At 63.5% G+C, this 23068-nt stretch carries 20 protein-coding genes; 2 read left to right on the top strand and 18 right to left on the bottom strand.

The features are described 5' to 3' along the window. Nucleotides 1-6 precede the first annotated feature (6 nt). From neuC to CG51_RS06980, 15 genes are all read right to left on the bottom strand, one after another. A complete protein-coding gene (gene neuC / locus CG51_RS07045; protein WP_035743428.1) occupies nt 7-1125 on the bottom strand; it encodes a UDP-N-acetylglucosamine 2-epimerase in 1119 nt (372 codons plus the stop codon). Then, complete coding sequence (locus CG51_RS19100; RefSeq protein WP_051930185.1) at nt 1122-2228, bottom strand: rhamnan synthesis F family protein; 1107 nt, start codon at nt 2226-2228, stop codon at nt 1122-1124. The genes neuC and CG51_RS19100 overlap by 4 nt, the downstream gene beginning before the upstream one ends. Nucleotides 2229-2282: 54 nt before the next feature. After that, nucleotides 2283-3029, bottom strand: coding sequence for a glycosyltransferase family protein (locus CG51_RS07035; protein WP_035743427.1), 747 nt, complete (start codon nt 3027-3029; stop codon nt 2283-2285). A gap of 558 nt (nt 3030-3587) precedes the next feature. Then, nucleotides 3588-4367, bottom strand: a complete 780-nt coding sequence (locus CG51_RS07030; RefSeq protein ID WP_088233843.1) for a glycosyltransferase family 25 protein — start codon at nt 4365-4367, stop codon at nt 3588-3590. Continuing rightward, entirely contained in the window at nt 4364-5392 is a 1029-nt protein-coding gene (locus CG51_RS07025) for an N-acetylneuraminate synthase family protein (protein ID WP_035743425.1), read from the bottom strand. Before CG51_RS07025 ends, CG51_RS07030 begins: the two co-directional genes overlap by 4 nt. A gap of 131 nt (nt 5393-5523) precedes the next feature. Beyond that, nucleotides 5524-7929 (bottom strand): phenylalanine--tRNA ligase subunit beta, encoded by a 2406-nt coding sequence (gene pheT, locus CG51_RS07020; protein WP_035743423.1) that lies wholly within the window; start codon nt 7927-7929, stop codon nt 5524-5526. Nucleotides 7930-7969: 40 nt separating this feature from the next. Continuing rightward, nucleotides 7970-8362, bottom strand: coding sequence for a hypothetical protein (locus CG51_RS07015; protein WP_035743422.1), 393 nt, complete (start codon nt 8360-8362; stop codon nt 7970-7972). A 13-nt stretch (nt 8363-8375) separates the two neighbouring features. Beyond that, nucleotides 8376-9458, bottom strand: coding sequence for a phenylalanine--tRNA ligase subunit alpha (gene pheS / locus CG51_RS07010; RefSeq protein WP_035743420.1), 1083 nt, complete (start codon nt 9456-9458; stop codon nt 8376-8378). Nucleotides 9459-9519: 61 nt separating this feature from the next. Further along, a complete protein-coding gene (locus CG51_RS20905; protein WP_269845384.1) occupies nt 9520-9651 on the bottom strand; it encodes a hypothetical protein in 132 nt (43 codons plus the stop codon). A 306-nt stretch (nt 9652-9957) separates the two neighbouring features. Beyond that, nucleotides 9958-10224 carry a hypothetical protein gene (locus tag CG51_RS07005; protein WP_143412894.1) on the bottom strand — a complete coding sequence of 89 codons (267 nt, stop codon included), beginning with the start codon at nt 10222-10224 and terminating at the stop codon, nt 9958-9960. Between the two features lie 213 nt (nt 10225-10437). Next, the gene (locus CG51_RS07000; RefSeq protein WP_198947704.1) at nt 10438-11802 is read right to left on the bottom strand and encodes a sigma-54-dependent transcriptional regulator; all 1365 of its coding nucleotides are present in this window, start codon (nt 11800-11802) and stop codon (nt 10438-10440) included. 5 nt (nt 11803-11807) lie between these two features. Continuing rightward, entirely contained in the window at nt 11808-13619 is a 1812-nt protein-coding gene (locus CG51_RS06995; protein WP_088233844.1) for a sensor histidine kinase, read from the bottom strand. 84 nt (nt 13620-13703) lie between these two features. Then, nucleotides 13704-16808 (bottom strand): efflux RND transporter permease subunit, encoded by a 3105-nt coding sequence (locus CG51_RS06990; protein ID WP_035743417.1) that lies wholly within the window; start codon nt 16806-16808, stop codon nt 13704-13706. Nucleotides 16809-16817: 9 nt separating this feature from the next. After that, complete coding sequence (locus CG51_RS06985; RefSeq protein WP_051930182.1) at nt 16818-17969, bottom strand: efflux RND transporter periplasmic adaptor subunit; 1152 nt, start codon at nt 17967-17969, stop codon at nt 16818-16820. After that, nucleotides 17966-18565 (bottom strand): TetR/AcrR family transcriptional regulator, encoded by a 600-nt coding sequence (locus CG51_RS06980; RefSeq protein ID WP_051930180.1) that lies wholly within the window; start codon nt 18563-18565, stop codon nt 17966-17968. The genes CG51_RS06985 and CG51_RS06980 overlap by 4 nt, the downstream gene beginning before the upstream one ends. A gap of 172 nt (nt 18566-18737) precedes the next feature. Between CG51_RS06980 and CG51_RS06975 the strand changes: the two genes are divergently transcribed. Further along, a complete protein-coding gene (locus CG51_RS06975) occupies nt 18738-19328 on the top strand; it encodes a cupin domain-containing protein (protein WP_035743416.1) in 591 nt (196 codons plus the stop codon). Nucleotides 19329-19401: 73 nt separating this feature from the next. Continuing rightward, the gene (gabT, locus tag CG51_RS06970; RefSeq protein ID WP_035743415.1) at nt 19402-20697 is read left to right on the top strand and encodes a 4-aminobutyrate--2-oxoglutarate transaminase; all 1296 of its coding nucleotides are present in this window, start codon (nt 19402-19404) and stop codon (nt 20695-20697) included. Nucleotides 20698-20851: 154 nt separating this feature from the next. On the opposite strand, the gene CG51_RS06965 is transcribed toward gabT, so the two are convergent. From CG51_RS06965 to CG51_RS06955, 3 genes are read right to left on the bottom strand one after another with little or no spacing between them, the layout of a single operon-like run. Then, nucleotides 20852-21454, bottom strand: a complete 603-nt coding sequence (locus CG51_RS06965) for a Smr/MutS family protein (protein WP_035743414.1) — start codon at nt 21452-21454, stop codon at nt 20852-20854. Nucleotide 21455: 1 nt separating this feature from the next. Next, the gene (gene mltA / locus CG51_RS06960; RefSeq protein ID WP_084695079.1) at nt 21456-22343 is read right to left on the bottom strand and encodes a murein transglycosylase A; all 888 of its coding nucleotides are present in this window, start codon (nt 22341-22343) and stop codon (nt 21456-21458) included. Beyond that, complete coding sequence (locus CG51_RS06955) at nt 22340-23002, bottom strand: Tim44/TimA family putative adaptor protein (protein WP_035743412.1); 663 nt, start codon at nt 23000-23002, stop codon at nt 22340-22342. The genes mltA and CG51_RS06955 overlap by 4 nt, the downstream gene beginning before the upstream one ends. Nucleotides 23003-23068 lie beyond the last annotated feature (66 nt).

Raw genomic sequence — 23068 nt, 5'->3', positions numbered from 1 at the left:
CCCAGATCAGCCAACGTCGCGGAAGGCTTTCTGGAAGTCACGCGCCCAGAAGCTCTCATCATTCAGGATTGCCACGAAACGATCCGCTGCTCGGCCTTCGCCAAATGCCGTGTCCGGTGGAAACCGGCGTCCCCACTCGGTGGTGAGAAAATCGAGGATGGCGGCCCGATCCGAAGGCGTATGGACGATGGAGGGAGCGTCCGAGCGGTTGGTCTGCCGGGTACCGACATCCAGCGACGGAATGCCGAGAAACGGTGCCTCCCGCACCCCTGCCGATGAATTGCCGACGAGACAGGCCGCGTTTTTCATAAGCTCGGAAAAATAGGCGAATCGCATGGACGGGATGCGCCGGAAGCGCTCCGCCGGAAGCCGGTCGATGGCGCGGAAGATATCCTCCGATCCGGGATCGTTGTTGGGCAGGATGACGACGAAATTCCGCTGCGACTCCGCCAATGCTCCGAACAGCGTCTCCGCCTGCAGGCCGATGGTCGCCGCTTCGGAGGTGACAGGGTGGAACACCGCGATCCCGTAGTCCGCGAAGGGAATGTCGTAGCGCGCCTTCACCTCCGCCAGCGTCACGCCGGAGGGTGCGCCATGCTTGTCGAGTTCGGGCGAGCCGATGACATAGATCGCCTCCGGCGCCTCCCCCAGCGCCATGACCCGCGCCTTTGCCTGCTCGGAGGAAACGAAATGGCACCAGGCGAGCTTGGTGTTGCAGTGGCGGAAGATCTCGTCGATCGTCCCCGACACCTCTCCCCCTTCGATATGGGCGCAGCGGACGTAATTCGTCGCGCAGACCAGCGCGCAGGCCAGCGCTTCCACCCGGTCACCGTGGACGATGACGAGATCGGGCCGGTGCTCCGCCAGGAAATCGGAAAAGCCGACGACGGTCTTGGCAAGGATCATGTCCTGCGGATCGCCCTCCCGCTGGTTCAGGAACTCGAACACCTCGACGCCGGCAAGACGATGCACCTCTATCTTCGTGCGCCCGTAGCGGTCCATCATATGCATGCCGGTCACGAAGAAGGACACGCGGAAGCCCGCATCCCGCGCCGCGACGGCGAGCGGTTCGAGCTTGCCGAAATCGGCGCGCGTGCCGGTGACGAAGAGGAGCGAGCGGGTCATGCCCTGCCCTCTGGCACGGAAGCCCTGATCTCGGCAAGCATGACCGGTAACGGCGGGGCCAGATCACCCGCCGCGACGGCGCGGAGATACTGCCGCCGCATCTCCACCGTCTGGGCCCGGTTGCGCTTCTTCATGAAAGACAGGCCGAACAGGACCGCAGCCCCCCAGTGGAACGTGTCGTGATAGGTGCCGCCCGCGGAAGCGCGCCGGATATGGTTCCGCGCCCGATCACGAAAACCATCTCCATCGGGCAGCGCGAGGATCGCATCCCGCTCCTGCTCCAGCACATCTTCCGAATAGGCAGCGTAGTCGAGCGTCTTGCGCAGCCAGCCGTCATCCGCCGTCGCGGCATAGTCCAGAAACGCCTGTCGCGAGGCGAGCCCGGAGGGGGCAAAGCCGCCTGCAAACATCGCCTGCGAAAAGCCCTTCTCGCCCCGCTGGAGCACCTTCCGCTTGGTGGAGGACATCAGGTAATCGCGCCAGTAGTTCCTGAAAGCCGTGCTTCGCCGCGCCGCGCGGGAGACGAGGAAGAAGTAGCTTTCGTAATGGGAGCGATGCACGCGATTGCCCTTCAACTCATACATCGCGCCAAGAAAGGGACTGCCGGAGGACTCCATCCGCGCGATCATCGTCTCATCCTCACGCAGCGGGAACCAGATACTGTCGTTGAGGATAAGCAGCCACTCCGGGTCAAGCCCCTGCTCCTCCAGCACTCTCAGCCCGTCCCGATAGCCGCCGAAATCATAACCGAAGTTCGGGCGCTCCATGACAAAGGCAGAACGGGCTAGGACAGCCTCCTCATCCCCGCCCAGCGGGGCGTTGGAAACCACCAGCGGCACGTAGCCCCGCCCGAGCAGATGATCGAGCATCGCGAGTGTCGAGGGGGCAATGCCCGCGGGCTGATAGAGCAGCACCAGCGCCACCCGGCTCCCGGCCACCTGTCTACCCTTCTGAAGTTTCACCGCCGCCTGGAACCGCGCGTCATGCCGCCGAGTGGCAGAGCGATCGGGTAGAACACTCAACGCATCGGTCACCTGATGACGCAGCCGGTTGATCTCCCGCAGCGCCTTGCCGCGCCAGCCCAATCCAGATTTCACAGCCATGCGTTCCCTCAGCGCCGTTCGCGGCCCCCAATATGGCGTCTCGGGAGAGGAGGTCTAGGCCGCGTCTTCGCGGGCGGCACGCATTGGGGGTGCTTCTGAAGACATCGGGGGGAGTAATCGCCCCAGCACCACCCCGGCGGCCGGATCGGCCTCGAGCGCCCGGTCGGCATCGAAGGCGCGCGCGAACTTCCAGGATGTAGAAATCTGCCGGCAGTGAAGAAAGTGGAAGCCCCGGCCGCGAAACAGGTTCCGCGGAACCGCCGCGAGGCTGTGCACACCCCAGACCCAGCGTCCCAGGACAGACCCCGGAACAATGCAGTATTTCGGCTCACACCGCTCCTCCTGCGGGTCACGGAAGCGGTGGGATGCGTGACGCGGCCGGCTCTCCTGCCCGCCGGAATGACGCCACCGGCCCGGGATGGTGACATAACCGCTCCGGCTGCGAACCGCATGATCGAAGATGCTTTCCCCGGTTTCCGAAACCACCAGTTCGTCGATATCGACGGGGAGAACCGCGCGGGCATCGCGAAGCAGCGTATCCCGCATATGGTTCATCATTGCGACCTGAAGAAACTTCGCCCGGCCCAGTCCCCGCCGCGCGCCCGAAACCGGACCGTAGCGAAGCGGCGCCTCCACTACTCGCACCGTCGTCAGTCCCGCATCACGAAGGGCGACAGCGATATCAGCGCTGGTGAAATCCTTGCTCCCGTTATTCACGACGACAGCCGCATTAGCCCCGTGGGCATTTCGGTGAAACAGCGCCCAGTCGTGAATCCATTTCGCGTCCCCATTCTTCACCATGGAATAGAGGCAATTCTTCCCCGCAAAATCGCGACCATTTGTCGCATTAAGCGGAGCATCAAAGGATAAATGCCGATACCGAAGCCCGAACCTTTTCGGACTCGCAGAAACCCGGAAATCCAGCGTCCAGAACTGTCCCTGTCGACGTAATCTCTCAGGTCTTGCGCCAGTTCCATCTATGGAAAAGGTGCCGTGCAGCAATATAGGTGCAAGATTTACAGGGTTTGGACAGCAGATCCGCAGGATATTATCGTCGGCGATATACACGGCATCGTAGATCAGCGTCGTCCTGTCATATCCATCCCAGAACTGGGGTTCACTGATCCGGGTTCTCGCAGGCGGGTGCCTGAACGTCTCGAAATCTTCCGGCAGGGAAACCGAGGAAATTTCATAAAACTCGTCCGCCATTGCCACAGAACCATCGTTGCCAAAAATAAACGCGCTCCGGCACCCATAATGAGGTCTGCAACGGATAGCGTATTGATTTTTATTTCAAGCAACCTTTGGCTGAATTCAACTTTCAGGTTTCAGCACGCATGTGTTTCCAATGCAACACCCTTAAAGTTGACGCCCGCAGCGCGGCCAGAGATAGCCCTTCTTCAGCAACCACCAGCCACGACGAAAGTAATTGGCAGCTTTCAATCGGTAATAGGGAAGACGCTGATACCATTTCAGGCGCGTCACATCCGCGAAACCGGAGCCGGTGATAAGGCTTTGGCCGCCATCGTCCACATGGCTGGGGAAGGGTTCCAGACCGAACAGCCGATAATCATGAATGAAGAAGCGGTTAATCTCATGGTCCGTGGCGCGTGTTATTGGAATCATTTCCGGGCGAAGGCGCTCGATCACCTCTCGCTTTACCAGATATGCTCCAGTCCCGGTTGCGGGACCGAGATAGGCGTTGACGTGATACGGGCCGATCCTGCCCTGACAAATCGGCATCTTGGCCCGGATCCGGTTGAGCTTCAGGATGTCCCACGCGCCGTCATGCTCCAGCGCAAGATCGACGGCAGAGAGGAAATCGTCGTGGAACACCACGTCATCCTCAAGGATCAACGCGACCTTCTTGTCTGAGGCCAGAAATTCCCCCCAGACACCCAGATGCGAATGGTAGCAGCCGATCCCGCCCATCAGTATCCGGCGGCCCAGATTGCGTTCGAACTGCTCCAGATCGACGGTCTTCAGGAGCTCCTCCGCCCGCGCCCTGCCATCCACACCATCGAAAACGGTATAGGGCAGGTCCATCCCCGCAAGCTGCGCCTCCATCTTCCGCCGCCGCTCCACCGCGCGGGGCAGGTTGATGAGCCAGCAGCCCATATCGGCGCGCGTGAGACTCATGCGAGGTCCGCCCATTTCAGTTGCGTGTTGCGGGTGACGGCGCGGGTCAGCCGCTTGCCCACCACGCTATCGAACTCATAGGCGGGAATTTCGCCCGAGCCGGGGCGGCGGGCCCAGATATCGGCCTCCGCGAGGACATGGCCTTCGGGAAGATCGCGATCCGCCACCACGCTGCCGCGTGCAAAGGCGTAGACGGATTCCTCCGCCTGCGTGCGTTCCTTCGGGTTGTTCGCGGCAATCCATATCTCCCGTGATCGGTCGATGAGGAAGCGCAGCTCCGCCGGGTCCATGGAGTTGATGATGTCCGGCCCGATGCGATAGCGCGTATCGGTATAATGCCGCTCCAGAATACAGGCACCGAGGGCCACGGAGGCCAGGGCCATCTCCGGCCCGATGGAATGGTCGGAAAAACCCACGACCGCCTTCGGGAAGGCAGCGCGCAATTCCGTCACGCCCTTAAGAGACACGATCTCCGCCGGGGAGGGATAGAGATTCGTGCATTCGAGCAGCGCGTACTCGATCCCGGCTTCGTCGAGTATCCGCACAGAGGCGCTGACCGACTGGATCGTCTGCATCCCGGTGGACATGATGACCGGCTTGCCGAAACGGGCGATGTGGCGGATGAGCGGCAGGTTGTCGGCCTCACCAGAGCCGATCTTGAAAGCGGGCACACCGATGTCGTGAAGGAAGTCAGCCGCCGCGCGGGAGAAGGGCGTGGAGAGATAGATCATCCCCAGCCCTTCGGTATAATTCTTGAGCGCGATCTCGTCCTCGCGGCTCAAGGCGTTTCGCTCCATCACCTCCCAGATCGAGACGTCGGCATTCGGCGGGAAGATGGACTTCGCCTCCTCCGTCATCTCGTCTTCGATGATGTGCGTCTGGTGCTTGATGCATTCGCAGCCCGAAGCGGCGGCGAGGCGGACCATCTCCTTGGCGACGGCGAGGCTGCCGCCATGGTTGATCCCGATCTCGGCGATCACCAGCGGCGGCTGGCCGGGTCCGATCTCACGGTGGGCGATTTTCATTGCATCATCCGGGCTTGTTGCACGGGCCAGATGTGCGTCATCCCACGCCGGTCTTCAAGGCTGCGCGACATTTGCGCCGGTCGCGGGCGTCTCCCCGCCCGGCCAGAGGGCCGGACGGGGTGGCGGTCAGGTCAGCCGCGCAACGCACCGCCCGTGGCCTTCGCGACCTTCTCCACGATCTTGGCGGAAACCGCAGCGATCTCTTCCTCCGTCAAGGTGCGATCCTTGGGCTGGAGGCGCACGGTGATGGCGAGGCTCTTCTTGCCCGCGCCCATCTGCGCCTCCGCCTTCTCGCCGGAGAATTCGTCGAATACGCGCACTTCTCCAATCAGTGCCTTGTCCGCTCCCTGCGCGGCATTGACGAGCGTCAGGGCCTCCACGGAGCTGTCAATCACGAAGGCGAAGTCCCGCTCCACTGCCTGCAGATCCGAGAGCACGAGCGCAGGGCGCGTCGTGCCCTTGCCGCGCGGCAGCGGGATCGCATCGAGATGAACGGTAAAGGCGACCGCCGGGCCCTTCACGTCGAAGGCGCGCAGGATGCGGGGATGCACCTCGCCGAAAGTGGCGATGGCGTTCTTGCCAAGGCCGATGCGGCCGGACCGACCGGGATGGAAGGCGTCGCCCGCGTCGCGGCTGATCTGCACCCGCTGCGGCGCGCCTGCTGCCGACAGGATCGCCTCTGCATCCGCCTTGGCGTCATACACGTCGAAGCCGCGCCGGCCGCCATGCACATCGCGCCCGACAGCCTCGCCCACCAGAAGTCCAGAGATCTCCGTCGCCTGCTCACCCGGTTCGCCGCCGGTGAACACCGGCCCGACTTCGAAGAACGCCAGATCGGCGAAACCGCGCGCCTGATTGCGTGCCGCAGCCTCCAGAAGCCCGGGAAGGAGCGACGGGCGCAGATGCGTCATGGCCGAGGAGATCGGATTGTCCACTCGCGTGGCCGGAGCGGCGCCGCCGAACAACTTCGCCGCCGCTTCGGAGATGAAACTGTAGGTCACGCATTCATTGTAGCCGAGCGTCGCAGCCGTACGCCGCGCCGCGCCCTCCCGCCGTTGCCGGGGGGAGAGGATCGGCTTGGGCACCCCCGCCGTCGCCCGCGGCAGGGGCTGACCCCGCAGCTTGGTGAGGGAGGCCACGCGCGCGACCTCTTCCACCAGATCGGCTTCTCCCAGCACGTCGGGGCGCCAGGAGGGGGGACTGGCCATATCGCCCGTGAAGGTGAAGCCGAGCGCCTCCAGCGTACGCTTCTGCTCCGTCGCGGGGATATCCATGCCAACAAGGCTGATGATCCGCTCCGGCTGCCAGCGATAGGCGCGGGCGGTGTCGGGGACCGCGCCGGCGACCTGCACCTCCGACGCCTCACCCCCGCAGAGGTCGAGGATCATGCGCGTCGCAAGCTCCATCCCCTCCAGCGTGAAGGCCGGGTCGATGCCTCGCTCGAACCGGTAGCGCGCGTCCGAGATGATCTTGAGCGCGCGACCCGTCGTCGCCGTGCGGATCGGGTCGAAATACGCAGCCTCCAGATAGACGCTGACCGTCTCCTCCGTGCAGCCCGAAGCCTCGCCCCCCATGACACCACCCAGGCTCTCCACACCGGCATCATCGGAGATCACCGTGATGCCGGGCGTCAGGGCGTAGCTCTTGCCGTCGAGCGCCAGCAGCTCTTCCCCCTCCCGGGCCGAGCGCACGGTGAGCGTGCCCTTCACCTTGTCCGCGTCGAAGACATGCAGCGGGCGGTTCAGATCGAAGGTGAAGTAATTGGTGATGTCCACCAGCGCGGAAATGGGCCGCAGACCGATGGCCTTCAGCCGCGACTGCATCCATGCGGGCGAAGGGCCGTTCTTCACCCCGCGGATCACCCGCCCGGCAAAGAGCGGGCAGAAGGGCAGCGTATTGCTATCGATGCTCACCGGGATCGGGTTCGGGAAAGCGCCCGGCACCTTTTCGACGGCCAGCGGCTTCAGCGTTCCAAGGCCCCGCGCCGCCAGATCGCGCGCAACGCCCCGCACGCCCAGCGCATCGGGCCGGTTGGGGGTGATCTTGATATGGAACATCGGGTCGACCGCGCCTGGGCGGTTCTCTGCCAGCCAGTCCACGAACTTCTCGCCGACGCCGCCAGAGGGAAGTTCGATGATCCCGTCATGCTCGTCCGACAGTTCCAGCTCGCGTTCGGAGGCCATCATGCCATGGCTTTCCACGCCGCGGATCTTGCCCACGCCGAGCGTGATGTCGAGCCCCGGCACATAGTCACCGGGCTTCACCAGCACGACGGTGATCCCCGCCCGCGCATTGGGCGCACCGCAGACGATCTGCTTCTCGCCCTCATCCGTCAGTACACGACAGACGCGGAGCCGGTCGGCATCGGGATGCTGCTCGGCATGAAGCACCTTCGCCAGCGTGAAGGGTTTCAGCCGGGCGGCGGGGTTCGAGACCTCCTCCACCTCAAGCCCGAGATCGGTCAGCGTCTCGGCGATTTCCTCGACGGTGGCCGTGGTGTCGAGATGGTCTTTCAGCCAGGAGAGGGTGAATTTCATATTTTTCTTTCCATCAAGCCCACCGGGCACCCAACCTTTGCTACTTCAAGGCAGCCGTAATTGCTTGTGAGGCGAGGCCATCAACCACGTAGGGAACAGCCAAAGCAATAAGAGCCGTTATTGTTCTGAAGGAACGCTTTACCCATCGATTTTCGCCGGACCATCCGAAATGGGCATAGGAGGCCGCAACAAAATAACTCGCTCCCGTTAGAACATACAGAGCCAGTGCAGTATACCCTGAGATCCAAAGCGCCGTCAGCGTCCACGAATCCAACTGGGACATGGCTGCTCTTAGGGCTCCCAAAACCACGCCGGCCTCAATCAGGGAAAAGAATGATTCAAAGATAGCTTTTGCACGTTCCCAGCCAATCTGATTGGATTCCAAATCCAGATTGCTCGAACCGAGCTGAATGCCAAACTTTCCGAATATCATTTCCCTGAGCGTCTCACCTGCTCAACCCGCCCACAATCCCCGGCACGTCGAGCGCAGCGAAGCCGTAGTGCCTGAGCCACCGCAGGTCGCTCTCGAAGAAAGCGCGCAGGTCGGGGATGCCGTATTTCAGCATGGCGATCCGGTCGATGCCCATGCCGAAGGCGAAGCCCTGCCATTCGTTCGGGTCGATGCCGCCGGCGGCCAGAACCTTCGGATGGACCATGCCGGAGCCGAGGATTTCGAGCCACGAGTCGCCTTCGCCGATCTTGAGCTGGCCACCCTCCCAGGAGCAGCGGATATCGACCTCCGCCGAGGGTTCAGTGAAGGGGAAGTGCGAGGCGCGGAAGCGCAGTTCCACGCTGTCCACCTCGAAGAAGGCGCGGCAGAACTCCTCCAGCACCCATTTGAGGTTGGCCATGTTGATGTCGCGGCCGAGCGCCAGCCCCTCGACCTGATGGAACATCGGCGTGTGGGTCTGATCCATGTCCATGCGATAGACGCGCCCCGGACAGATGACGCGAAGCGGGGCGCCCCGTTCCTGCATCGCGCGGATCTGCACGGGCGAGGTATGGGTCCGCAGCACGTTCGGCGGACGGTTGTCGCCCGGATCGCGCGCCATGAAGAACGTGTCATGCTCTTGCCGGGCGGGGTGCTCCGGCGCGATGTTCAGCGCGTCGAAATTGTACCAGTCGCTCTCCACCTGCGGGCCTTCCGCCACGGCGAAGCCCATGTCGGCGAAGATGGCGGTGACCTCCTCCGTCACCTGGCTCACGGGATGGATCGTGCCCTGACGGCGCGGGCGGCCGGGCAGGGTGACATCCAACCACTCCGCCTTCAGCCGGGCGTCGAGCGCCGCATCGCCAAGAGCGGTCTTGCGGGCGCGAAGGGCGGCATCGATCTCGTCCTTCAGGCGGTTCAGCGCGGCGCCGGTGGTCTGGCGTTCCTCCGGGGTCATCTTGCCCAGTTCGCGCATCTTCAGACTGATCTCGCCCTTCTTGCCCAGCGCGGCAAGGCGGATATCCTCCAGCGACGACTCATCCGACGCCCCGGCGATGCCGTCGAGATACCTGCCCCTCAGTGCGTCCAAACCGTCCATGTCATCTCTCCGGGAAAATCCGGGCCCGTGCTACCACAGGCCCGGCACCGGGGAAAAGACCCTAGCCCGAAGCAGAACCGGATCGAGTTCGTTCCTGCCCGCGCACCTCTTCCCGATTGCAGTGGATATTGGGCAGGACCAGCAAGGCCAGCGGCAGCAGCTTCATACCCATCGGCCGGTTGACGGATGTCATGGGATCGCCCCGCAACAGGATCACGGTCGACGCAGGCGCCCCTCGATCATGGGACTGAAGACGAAGCCCGGGCCAGCAGCGCGGGCACCAGCCCCAGCATGGCCATGACATAAGGCGGGGAGAGCAGAGGCCGCGACGACATAGAGGCGAAGGTCTTTGGAGACTACACCATAAGCACCGACTGAAGCGTGAGACCATGATGAGAAAAACGGCAGGCGACAAGACACCCTTTGCCAACAGCCCGATCAGCGGTACGTTCAGTATGACAAGCATCAAGTTGCAGGGTCAGATCGAAGCGATCATCCCTCAGCCGGGCGCGGGTTGCTCCGTCGCCACATTGGGGCCGGGAACGATGAGCCGAATGATCATCAGCGCCGTCAGCTTTGCACCATCCCGAGCGATCGCGGCCACACGAGCCGCGCGACTGTATTGATCGGACCACACGCTTAGCAGGCTGCTGAAAAACGCTTTTTGGCCCGTTTTGGAGCGGAAATCGTTCATCATCTGACGAAATCCAACCGGAAATCCATATACTTCCAGGCAATTCCGGGCCGATTTTTCGATTTCCGGCACCTAGGCCTGCATTTCGGGACTTTTTCGGCAGCTTGCTAGAAGGGCACGATCATCGTGATCTGCCGCATGGGCTAGTCTTGCGGCAATTGCCAAACCGATAATCATCGCCAAGCGGCGGATGATTGCCTTGTCTGGTAACTCTCCTCAGCGGCGCCGATTGGCCGCACCCTTGGGGAAAGGCGGATACTGCGGAAACGACATGCCAACAGAACTTTATTGCCGGACGGAAAATTCGGGTTCCAGCTCCGCGCCCTCTGCCGTTTCCGACAAAAGCTTTCTGTCCAGACCATATTTCTGCATCTTCTCATAGAGCGTCTTGCGAGAAATCCCGAGCGCTTCATAGACAGGCTTCAACCGGCCCCCGTTTGCACTGATCGCGCCGGATATGAGGCTCCGCTCGAATTGCGCCACCCGATCCGACAGCCGGGCGCCCTCGCCCGCCGCACTCTCCATGCCCTCGATGCCGAGCACGAAGCGTTCAGCGGCATTGCGCAGTTCGCGCACATTTCCGGGCCAGTCGCGGCTGGAGAGCGTGGCCAGCAGACCAGGCGGAGACTCTCGCTCCGCCACGCCATGCCGCGCCGCCGCTTCGCGCGCAAGGTGGAGGAAGAGGAGCGGTATATCCTCCCGGCGCTCCGCCAATGAAGGCAGCCGGATCGTCGCGACGTTCAGCCGGTAGTAGAGATCCTCCCGGAAGCGGCCTGCAGCCACCTCCTCCGCCAGATCGACCTTGCTGGTGGCAATGAAGCGGACATCGAGTGGAATGGCATCGTGCGACCCCAGCCGGGTGATGACCCGCGCCTCCAGCACCCGCAGCAGCTTGGCCTGAAGATCAAAGGGCATGGAGCCGATCTCATCGAGCAGGATCGTCCCCCCGCGGGCATGTTCGAACTTTCCGAACCGCGACCGCAGCGCCCCCGGAAAGGCGCCGATCTCATGGCCGAACAGCTCGCTTTCGATCAGCGTCACGGGCAAGGCGGCACAATCGATCGCGATAAAGGGCCGCTGCGCGCGGGAGGACAGGTCGTGCATCGCCCGCGCGACGACCTCCTTGCCTGCCCCCGTCGGCCCGATGATGAGCGCGTCGGCGTCCGAGGCGCCGATGGCGCGTAGCCGGTAGCGCAGGTCCACCATCCCCTGAGAGCGGCCCGGCACGCGGGTTTCGATATCGTCCCGCTTGCCCGCAGCCGCACGGAGTCGTCGATTCTCCAGCACCAGCCCCCGATGGTCGAGCGCGCGGCGCAGCACCGCGACCAGCGACTGCATGGTGAAGGGCTTCTCAATGAAGTCGTAGGCACCGCGCCGCATGGCCTCGACGGCGAGCTGCACCTCCGCATGGCCGGTGATGAGGATCACGGGGATTTCCGCGTCGATCTCCCGCACGCGATCCAGAAGGGTCATGCCATCCATGCCGGGCATGCGGATGTCGCTGGCGATGACGCCGTTGAACCCGGGTGCCGCAAGGGCCAGAACCTCCTCGGCGGAGGCAAATGCCTCCACCTGGAAACCTGCAAGGTCCAGCCCTTCCGCCGTGGAATGACGCATCTCCGCATCGTCGTCGGCCAGCAATATCCGCATAATGCTCACGCCGCCGCTCCCCGTCGCTCCGCCACGTTCAAGATGACTGCGAATTCCGCGCCGTCGCCGGTGTTCGTCACCCGGAGATCGCCGCCGAAATCCTTGACGATGTTATAGGAGATGGAAAGACCCAGCCCAAGGCCCGCCCCCACCCGCTTCGTGGTGAAGAACGGATCGAAGATCCGGTCGATGATCGCCGCGGGCACCCCCGGCCCGTGATCCCGCACCCGGATGACGGCAAGGCCATCTTCCACACGTGCCGTCAAACGGATGCGGCGGTCCTCCGCTTCCGCAGCCGCGTCAGCGGCATTGCCAATAAGATTGACCAGCACCTGTTGAAGGCGCGTCGCCCCGGCACGGAGCGCAGGAAGATCGGGCGTGATCTCGACTTCCAGCTCAGCGCCCGTCGCCTCCAGCCGGGGGGCGACGATGGCGCGGGTTTCGTCCATGAGCGACGCGAGATCGACCGGTCCGAGCTTCTCCTCCGGGTTCCGGGCGATGTTGCGGAGGTGCTGGCCGATGGAAGTCATGCGATCCACAAGAGCATGGATACGCCCCACGTTGTCGCGCGCGCGGGGAAGATCCTGCCTGTCGATCAGGGTCATCGCGTTATCGGCGTAGTTCCGCGCCGCAGCCAGCGGCTGGTTGAGTTCGTGAGACAGGGCGGCGGCCATCTGACCCAGTGCGGCGAGCTTGCCCGCCTGAACGAGGCTCGCCTGTGTGCGGCGAAGCTCGTTCTCCGTCTCCCGGCGCTCCGCGATCTCCGCCTCCAGCCGAAGGTTCGCGGCATTGAGCGCGGATGTCCGGCGTGCGACACGGTGCTCCAGATGCGCACGGGCGCGTTCCTGCAGCGCCAGCCGTTCCCGCTGGCCTGCACTACGCTGCCAGAGGACAATGGCCGCGGAAAGCAGCAGGCAGATCAGAAGCCCCGTTGCCAGTGCCGCAAGCGCTGCCTGTGCCCGGGCGGAGGCGCTGTCGAGCAGGACATGAACCTGCCAGCCAGCGTCGGACGAGACCTGCGCCACAGCAGTGTAGTCGTTGCGCTGTCCGCCCGTCTCGCGCAGCGTCTCTACCGCCACCGCCGAGTGCCGCGTGAGCGGAAGGGGAAAGAGCCGCTCCCCCGCATAACGGCGGGAGGCTTCCTCCCGCGCCACCCTGTCCTGCGTCAGCGGCATGAGGCCTCCGTAGAGCCACTCCGGCACCGAGGACATGAACACGACGCCCTCGGGATCGGTGACGAAAATACGATATTCGCTGCCCGACCAACTCTCCTCCAGCGCGTCGAGGCCGATCTTCACCGTGACCACGCCCAGGATATCCCCACCCAGGCGGATCGGCGCGGAGAAGTAGTATCCCCGGAGGCCGGATGTAGTGCCGATCCCGTAGAACCGCGCGAGCCGCCCGGAGATCGCGTCCTGAAAATAGGGCCGGTAGCTGAAGTTCTGGCCCACGAAACTGTCGGGCCGGTCGTGGTTACTGGCGGCCAGTGTCACGCCGTCACGCCCTATGACATAGATGTCGGATGCCTGAAGCGCGGCATTCCGCTCCGTAAGCATCGTGTTTATCTCGGCGGCGCGGGCAGGGTTGTCGGGATCGGCCGCCAGCGCCTGCACCTGATCCAGAGCGGCAAGCAACTCGGGCGCAACTTCGTAGCGCGCGAGATATCCGGTCATCGCCCCCGTGGTAAGCCGGAGCGCCGTTTCGGCCCGCTGCCGGTCCGCCTCCAGATAGTGTCGGAGCGCGATGCACCTCGCCTGCCAGACCGATAACAGGATGAGAAGCAGGCAGGTTCCGGCGACAAGGATACGGCGCATCATGGACGGCTCCCGGAAACGAAAGAGGCGCCCGGTTCCCCGGACGCCCTGTGGAGTATGGGGCCGACAGCGTTGCCGGCCAAGCACTCAGGCTGCAGCGGGCGCCTTCCTGCGACGCTCGAAGAGCGCCATGACCACCACGAAGAATACCGGCACGAAAAACACGGCCAGCACGGTCGCGGCGATCATGCCCCCGATCACCGCCGTGCCGATGGCATTCTGGCTGGCCGCCGAAGGCCCTGTGGCGATGGCGAGCGGCACCACGCCCAGCGTAAAGGCGAGCGAGGTCATCAGGATCGGGCGGAAGCGCAACTTCGCCGCCTCCACCGCCGCCTCTAGCGCGGTCTTGCCCTCTTCCCGCAGCCCCTTCGCGAATTCCACGATGAGAATCGCGTTCTTGGCAGAGAGACCGATGATCGCGATGAGACCCACCTTGAAATATACGTCGTTCGGCATGTCTCGCAGCATCACCGCGATCACGCAGCCGATGACCCCCAGTGGCACGACGAGCATAACCGAGATCGGGATCGACCAGCTTTCGTAAAGCGCGGCGAGCAGCAGGAACACGAACAGGATCGACATGCCGAACAGAAGGGCGGAGGCGTTACCCGAGGAGATCTCCTCCAGCGACTGTCCTGTCCATTCGTATCCGAAGCCTTCCGGCAGTTCACCCGCCAGCCGCTCCATCTCCGCGATCGCGGCGCCAGAGGAATAGCCGGGTGCAGCCTGACCGGCGATGCGAATGGAGGGATAGGCGTTGTAGCCCACCACCTGCGCCGGACCCCGCTCCCAGTGCAGCGTCGCGAAGGAGGAGAAGGGCACCATGCCGCCGTGGCTGTTGCGCACCGTCAGATTGAGAAGCCCCTCCGCCTGCATGCGGGCGGACTCACCCGCCTGCACCATCACGCGCTGCATCCGCCCGTTGTTCGGAAAGTCGTTGACATAGAGCGACCCCAGATATTGCGAGATGGTAGCGGAGATGTCGGCGAAGGTCACACCGAAGGTATTCGCCTTTTCCCGGTCGATCGTAACCTGCACCTGTGCCGCGTCCGGTAGCCCCTCCGTCCGAAGACCGGCAAGGATCGGGCTTTCGCCCGCCATGCTCATGAGTTGATTGGCCGCCGCCTGCAGCGCCTGCTGGCCGTGACCCACCCTGTCCTGAAGGCGGAAGCTGAAACCCGAGGCCGTTCCGAAGCCTTGGATGGCAGGCGGCGACAGGGCAAAGGCGCGGGCGTCTTCCACCGCGAAAAGTTGCGCGTTCGCGGCGTTGGCGATCTGCTGAGCCGACCGATCCCGTTCAGCCCAGTCCTTGAAGGTAACGAACATCAGCCCCGCATTCTCCCCCGAGCCGGAGAAGGAGAAGCCGCGAATGCTGACCACGTTCTCGACCTCCGGCATCTCGCTGAAGATGCCCTCCGCTGTCTCCAGCACCGCGCTCGTACGGTTGGCGGAGGCCGCGGGAGGTGCCTGCACATCGGTGATGATGAAGCCCTGATCCTCGTTCGGCAGGAAGGAGGTCGGCAGTTGGAGGAAGCCGTAACCGACCGCCGCGCAGAGGATCACGTAAACCAGCATCATCGGCCATGGCCTGTTCACCACCCGCCGCACGCCGCCTGTATAGCTCTCGGTCGTCCGGTCGAAGCCCCGGTTGAACCAGCCGAAGAACCCCTTCTTGGCATGATGGTCATGCTTGACGGGTTTCAGGAAAGTCGCGCAGAGCGCAGGTGTCAGGGTAAGAGCGAGGAAAGCGGAGAACAGGATCGACACCACCATCGTCAAAGCGAACTGGCGGTAGATGATGCCCGTCGAGCCGGGGAAGAAGGCCATCGGGATGAACACGGCCGACAGCACCAGCGTGATCCCGACGATGGCGCCGGTGATCTGGTGCATGGCCTTTTCAGTGGCTTCCTTGGGCGGCAGACCCTCGGAGACCATTATTCGCTCGACGTTCTCGATGACGACAATCGCGTCGTCCACCAGAATGCCGATGGCCAACACCATCGCGAACATGGTCAGCACGTTCACCGAAAAGCCCGTCGCCCACATCACAGCGAGCGTCCCGGAAAGTGCAATCGGCACGACGATGGTTGGAATAACGGTGTAGCGGATGTTCTGAAGGAACAGGAACATCACAAGGAACACCAGAATGACCGCCTCGACCAGCGTGTGAATCACCTTTTCGATGGAGGCCTGCACGAAGGGAGAGGTGTCATAGGGGATCGAGTACTCGATACCTTCCGGGAAGAAAGCGGACAGTTCAGCCATCTTGGCGTGGACGGCCTCGGACGTTGCCAGCGCATTGCCGGTAGTGGAAAGCTGAATGCCGACGGCAGCGGAAGGCTGCCCGTTCAGGCGCGAGGCGAAGGTGTAGCTCTCCCCCCCCTCCTCCACCCGGGCGACATCGCGGAGCCGGACGGCGGAACCGTCGGGATTGGCGCGCAGGATGATCTCGCCGAACTCCTCGGGCGTGGAAAGCTGGCCCTTGATGAGAACGGTCGCAGTAAGCTGCTGGTTGATCGGGTTCGGCGCAGCACCGACCGAACCTGCCGCCACCTGCGCGTTCTGTGCCCGGATCGCTGCCACGACATCCGCGGAGGAAAGATTGAGCCCGGTCATCTTGTCCGGGTCCAGCCAGACCCGCATGGCGCGTTGCGCGGCAAAGATCTGCGCCTCGCCCACGCCGTTGATGCGCCGCAACTCGCCGACGATATTGCGGTTGATATAGTCGCCCAGTCCAATCACGTCATAGCTGTTGTCGGTGGAGGTCAGCGCAACCATGAGAAGGAAGCCCGCACCGGCCTCCCGTACGGTAATCCCCTGGCTCACGACCTGCGAGGGCAGCCGCGGCTGCACCCGGGCAACCGCGTTCTGCACGTCCACCTGCGCACTGCCGACATCCGTTTCCGGGGTGAAGGTGGCGGTGATCGAGATCCGGCCGGAAGTATCCGAGGTGGATTCGAAATACATGATCCCGCTGATGCCGTTCAGCTCTTCCTCGATCGGACGGGCGACGGACTGGTAGATTTCCTCCGGCGAGGCGCCGGTATAGCTGGTGGAAATCTGAATCTGCGGCGGAGCCACGCGCGGATATTGCGAGATCGGGATGGAGGGCAACGCCAGCACACCGGCGAGCACGATGAAAATCGCGATCACCCAGGCGAAGACAGGCCTCGTGATGAAGAAATGCGGCATCTGACGTCCTCAGTTCGCGCTGTTTTCGGCCTGCGACCACTGCTGCGGCACGACCTTGGCATCCGGGAAAAGTTTCTGGGAACCGACCACCACGACACGCTCGCCAGCCTGCAACCCACCATCCACGATCCAGCGGTTGCCGACCGTCGGGCCTAGCTGGAGGGGGCGGAGCTCCACGGTGTCGTCATCACGGACGACATAGACCTGCGCATTGCCCTGCGCATCGCGCAGAACCGCCATCTGCGGAATGGCGAGCGCATTGTCACGGATCGCCTGCTCGATACGGACACGGACATAAAGCCCCGGCAGAAGCTCTCCGTTGGGGTTCGGGAATTCGCCGCGCAGAAGCACCTGGCCGGTGGTCGTATCGACCGTGGCTTCGGAGAACAACAGCTTGCCGGGATGTTCGTATTGCGTGCCGTCGTCGAAGAACAGCGTCACCTGCGCCTCGTTCGGCGCGGTCGCAACCAACTGGCCTGCCGCCATTGCCTGCCGGAGCCGACGCAGATCGGAGGAGGACTGGGTGAAGTCGGCATAGAGCGGGTCGAGCTGCTGGATCAACGCCATGATATCGCTCTGCGAGGTGACGAGCGCGCCCTCCGTCACCAACGCACGGCCAATCGTGCCCGCGATGGGTGCCCTGACCTGGGTATAGTCGAGATTGAGCTTCGCCTCCTGCAGCGCCGCCTCTGCGGCGGCGACATCAGCGCGGGCCTGCGCCAGCACGGTTTCGGCGGTATCCAGATCGGCGCGGGCAGAAACGTTCCGCTCGCGGAGTTGCTGCTGGCGGCGATATTCGATTTCGGCGTTCATTTCGGTGGCCTCGGCCCGGGCGCGCTGCGCCTCGGCCGCACGAACGCGCACCTCGAACTGGGCAGGGTCGATCTTGTAGAGGATATCGCCCTCCTTCACGATGCTCCCCTGTTCGAACACGCGCTCCACCACGATACCGGAAACGCGCGGGCGCACTTCGGCAATACGCGTGGCGGAGACGCGCCCCGGCAGTTCGTTGACCACGGGCAGAGCTTCCGGCGCCATGGTGATGACGCTGACGGAGGTCGGCGGCATCTGCCCCTGCTGGGCCGCCACGGGAAGGGGCAGGCAGAGCATCGCGACGAGTGCAATTCCGCGCCACGCGCGGTCGAGGGATGAGCGGATCATTCTGTGCCTGTATTTTCCGATGCGAGGGGAAGAGGAAGAGAGAGAAATGGAAGCGCGCGAAGGGCTGTGACAACCTTGTCCCTCAAGGCGGGATCACAACCCGACACGCCTTGAAACTCGAGCGATTTGAGCCCCCAGAGTGCGAGATAGGCGATGAGGGCTGGAGCCGGATCGCCGACATCCTGAACGGCTTCGGAGATGATGGTCTGGATGTCATCCTCATGCGCACGGCGCACGATGTCCCGACACCCGTGACTTGCCACCATCGCCGCTGAAATGGCAAGCGCGATCTGGGAATCGTCCACGCCCGCGCAGGCCTGATACTTGTCGAGGATGCTGTTCAACCGCTGGTTCGCCTCACCCTTACGGGCGATCTCCCGCTCGCGGACCTCCTCCCGCCAGCCGTCGATGCGGCTTTCGGTATAGGCAAGGATCAGCCCCTCCTTCGACCCGAAGTCGTAAAGGACGCCAGCCTTGCTGATGCCCATTTCCGCGGCGACGGCACCGATGGTCAGCCCCGCCGCGCCATCACGGGCAACGACGGTTTCCACGGCACGAAGAATTTCCGCCCGGTCTATGGTCTGCTTGCGGCCCATAGGGTTCCAGATTTTTTAAAAGACGACCGTTCGTAAATAAAACTTCCGAGCAAAAGTCAACTGCTCTCTCCGTCTTGCATCGTCAGAGGGAACGCAGAGGGCAAGCGGCGGTTAATGGACGCCCGGAATGGTTCGGCTTAGGGTCCGGCAAGACGATCACAGGAGATGCGACGTGAATGAGGAGAGACAGTTCGACATCGGCGCGCGACTGCTGGCGATGCGCCGCGCTGCGGGATTGTCACAACGTCAACTGGCCGAACGGGCCGGGGTGCCACATGCACAGATTTCCGTGATTGAGCAGAACCGCTCCAGTCCATCCGTCTCTACTTTGCGCAAAGTATTAAGCGGATTGAGCCTCAGCATGGCCGATTTCTTTGAAGCGGAGCGGCAGGAGGCGGAAGGCCCGTTCTTCACGGACGCGGAGCTTGCGGACCTTACTTCCAAGCTGCCAGTGTCGGGCGGAGCGGAGTTCACGGGACGGATGGCCCTCCGCCAGATCGGCAATGCGCGGCGGCATAACCTACAGATTCTGCATGAGGTCTATGAGCAGGGTGCCGATACCGGAAACACGATGCTCGAGCATTTTTCAAACGAAGGTGGCTATGTGATCGAAGGTGCGCTCGAGCTGACCGTCGGGAAGGACGTGCGGGTACTTCATCCCGGCGATTCCTACCTGTTCGACAGTCGCCTTCCCCACCGGTTCCGCAATGTCCATCCGGGCCGGACGGTGGTGATATCCGCCTGTACACCCCCCTATCTGTGAATTCCGCCACCGAATCTGTTGCTTAAAATTTGAAGCGGTCCTACACATTTCCACCTCAACATGGAGATGGCCGATGACTGACAGCAGAACGCTTTCGTCCCGCAAGGAGGCCGCCGTTGCCCGCGGTGTCTCCACCCGTGGCATCTATGCGGTGCGCGCGGAGAACGCCGAACTCTGGGATGCGGATGGCAAGCGCTACATCGACTTCGCCGCCGGTATCGCCGTCAACAATACCGGGCATCGTCACCCGAAGGTCATGGCCGCCGTCGCGGAGCAGGCGCAGTCCTTCACCCACACCTGCTTCCATGTCGCACCCTATGAATCCTACCTTGGGCTTGCCGAGCGGCTGAATGCTGCAGCGCCCGGCGATTTCCCCAAGAAGACCATGCTTGTCACCACCGGCGCGGAGGCGGTGGAGAATGCGGTGAAGATGGCGCGTGCATATACGGGCCGGTCGGGTGTCATCGCTTTTTCCGGCGCATTCCATGGCCGGACACTGCTCGGCATGGCGCTGACAGGCAAGGTCGCACCCTACAAGAAGGGTTTTGGCGCCATGCCGGCGGAAGTTGTCCACGCCCCCTTCCCCAACGAGTACCACGGCGTCAGCGAGGCGCAGGCCCTCGCCGATCTGGAGCGGCTGTTTGCCAGCTCCGTCGATCCGGAGAGGGTGGCCGCGATCATCGTGGAGCCGGTGCAGGGTGAGGGTGGTTTCAACATCGCGCCCTTCGGCTTTCTTCGTGCGGTTCGGGAGATCTGCGATCGCCACGGCATCGTCCTGATCGGGGACGAGGTTCAAGCCGGTATCGCGCGCACCGGCAAGATGTTCGGCTTTGAGCACGCGGGCGTGGCGCCCGATCTCGTCACGATGGCCAAGGGGCTGGCCGGAGGCTTCCCGCTCTCCGCGGTCACGGGCCGGACAGAGATCGTGGATGCACCGGGTCCGGGCGGCCTAGGGGGCACTTATGCGGGCAATCCGTTGGCCGTGGCTGCCGCGAACGCCGTTCTCGACATCGTGGAGGAGGAAGCACTCTGTCTCCGCGCCGCGGAGATGGGAGAGCGGATCCGCGCCCGGCTGGAGGCAATATCCCGGCGGCAGGGCATGGAATGCATCGGCGATGTGCGGGGCCTTGGTGCGATGAACGCCTTTGAACTGGTGACTGATCGGGGGAGCCGCGCGCCCGATGCCGCGCTTACAGGCCGAATCGTCGCGGAAGCGGAGACGCGTGGGCTGATCCTTCTGTCCTGCGGGACGCGCTACAACGTCATCCGTTTGCTGCCACCGCTGACGACGCCCTGGGCGCAGGTGGATGAGGCGCTGGATATCATCGAAGCCTCGATCGAGGTAGCCGTGATGAAAGCCGCAGCCTGACGCCAGATGGGCCGCTGAAGCTGCGCGAGCTTGCGCTGAAGGCCGGAAATCGGTCAGGTCACAAGCCAGAATTCATGGTTTCCAGGGCGCTCTTCAATAATGTGAGGAGTATCTCCACTTGAGAGCAGCCCCGGAGTGCTTTTTCAGCAGCCTGCTAGGCCCGGTTCCGGCGCAGATAGACATAATAGGCCCCAGTGCCGCCATGGCGGATATGCGCCGGGGTCACCTGCAAGACGAGCCCGCCCAGCGGTGGCAGTGTCAGCCACTGCGGCACCTGATGTCGAAGCGCCCCCATACGTACGGGAATAGGCCCCTCATCGCTCGGGTTTCGGCCCTTGCCCGTAATCACCAGCAACAGCCGACGCTGCCGACGATGACCATCCATCACGAAGCGGACAAGCGCGCCATGCGCCTCTGCCAGCGTCATCCCATGGAGGTCGAGCCGCCCTTCAGGCGAGATCTTGCCGCGGTTCATCTGATCGAAGGTGCGCCGGTCCATCCTGACGCCCCCCGAGGCCAACCGTTCCGGCAGAGAACCAAGCAAGGTATGGGGCCGCCTCGCATCCGCCCGCTCCCCGACCCGGAAGGCCTGAATCGCGGCCTGTGTAGGCTCCTCCGTACGGGGCAGGATGGGCCGCGCGGGACGTTCCTCCGGCTCGGGCAGGGGTTCGATGCGATGCATCGGCAGAGTGGAGCGCGCCACGCTTTGCCAGAGTTTCGCCTCCTCCGGGGTGATGTCCCGCCGTTTGCGCCCCATTTCAGTCCTCCCTTGGGAGAAGCAGAAAAGCCCGTCCGTGGTGCCGTAGCCGCCCCGCACGTTGCCCCGCCTCCACGCCCGAGCCGAAGAAGATGTCACCCCGCGACCCCTTGATCGCGCTGCCGGTGTCCTGCGCCACCATCAGGCGCGCCATGTTCTCCACCCTTATCCAGACTGCTGCGCCGAGCGGCACGACAGAAGGATCCACGGCTAGGCTCCGGCCAGCCGTCAGCGGTCGCTCCATCGCGCCCAGAGGGCCCACCGCCGGGGGAAGATCCAACAGGCGGAAGAAGACGTAAGAGGGGTTGGTGTTCAACAGGGCGGGCAGCCGGTCAGGGTTCCGGCGTGCCCAGTCGCGAATAGCTTCGGTGGACATCGCTTCCAGCGGGATTTCGCCCCTGAGAACAAGCTGCCGGCCGATGGAAACGTAGGGATGACCATTCCGACCGCCATAACCAAGGCGCAGGACGCGTCCATCCTCCAGCACCAGACGCCCGGAGCCCTGAACCTGCAGGAGAAACGCCTCGAGCGGGTCTTCCAGCCACGCGATCTCCTGCCCGCGAAGCAGGTCGCCCGCAGCGATCTCCGCACGGCTGAACCAGGGCCTCTGTGCAGGCAAACCCTCAGGCAGACGGTGAACCGGATAGCGGAAGCGGGCATCCGGCTGGGTGCGAGCCGGAAGTTCAGGCTCATAATAGCCGGTGAACATCCAGTCTCCAGCAAGCTCCACAGCTCGGAACCCCTGCTCCCAATAGCGTCGCGCGGGACCGCCCGTCGCGGTCGAAGTGACCAAAAAGGCGGCCAAGGCCGCCTCATGATCGTCCTCACTCCACCCCGGCAGGGCGTCAGGTGACAATCCCGCCCCTGCCCCAGCCAAGCGCTCCGTCATTCTCCGGTCGCGACAAGCTGCCAGTTGGGGTCGTTCGATCCCATGATTCGGGCGAAAGTCCAAACATCGCGCTGACGGCGGATCTCGTTCGGATTGCCCTCCACGATCTGTCCCGCCGCATCACGGACGACCGACGTCAACTCGCCGGTGAAGCGCACGGTGACTGCCCCTTCCCTGCTTGCCTGATCGAAGCTTGCATCCGCCAGCGAAAGCTCCCGGATACCGACGAAGGTGGACTGAACTGTCAGCCCCTCCCGCCTGCGGCTTTCGATCACATCCGCAAATGTGGCATACACCTGCTCTGAAACATAAGGTTTCACGCTCTCGATCTCGCCGCGCTCAAATGCCATGAGGATCATTTCATATGCCGCACGGGCCCCATGCAGGAACTCGCCCACGTTGAAGGCAGGGTCGACCTTCTTCATGCTGGTGAGCGCTACGGCAGCGGGAGAGCCGTCAGGCACATGATCCGTGATGTCCTGATCGGGACCACCATCGATGACCTCGAAATTCCGGCGGGGCGTCGGGCGAGCCTCATCTCCCACAGGAAGGGGCGGCTTTTCAAATCCTTCGCGGCTGCCCAGAACGCTCCGCAGCCTCAGGATCAGGAACACGGCGATCCCGGCAAGAACGATGAGTTGGATAACGGCGGAGCTCATTTATACCTCGGGGTGCGTCAAAAGAGGTCGGAACATGGCATTCGGCGGCTGTTCTACCTATGTAGG

This window comes from Haematobacter missouriensis (assembly GCF_000740775.1).
Taxonomy (GTDB): domain Bacteria; phylum Pseudomonadota; class Alphaproteobacteria; order Rhodobacterales; family Rhodobacteraceae; genus Haematobacter; species Haematobacter missouriensis.
This window is presented reverse-complemented; position numbering and strand designations above follow the sequence as displayed.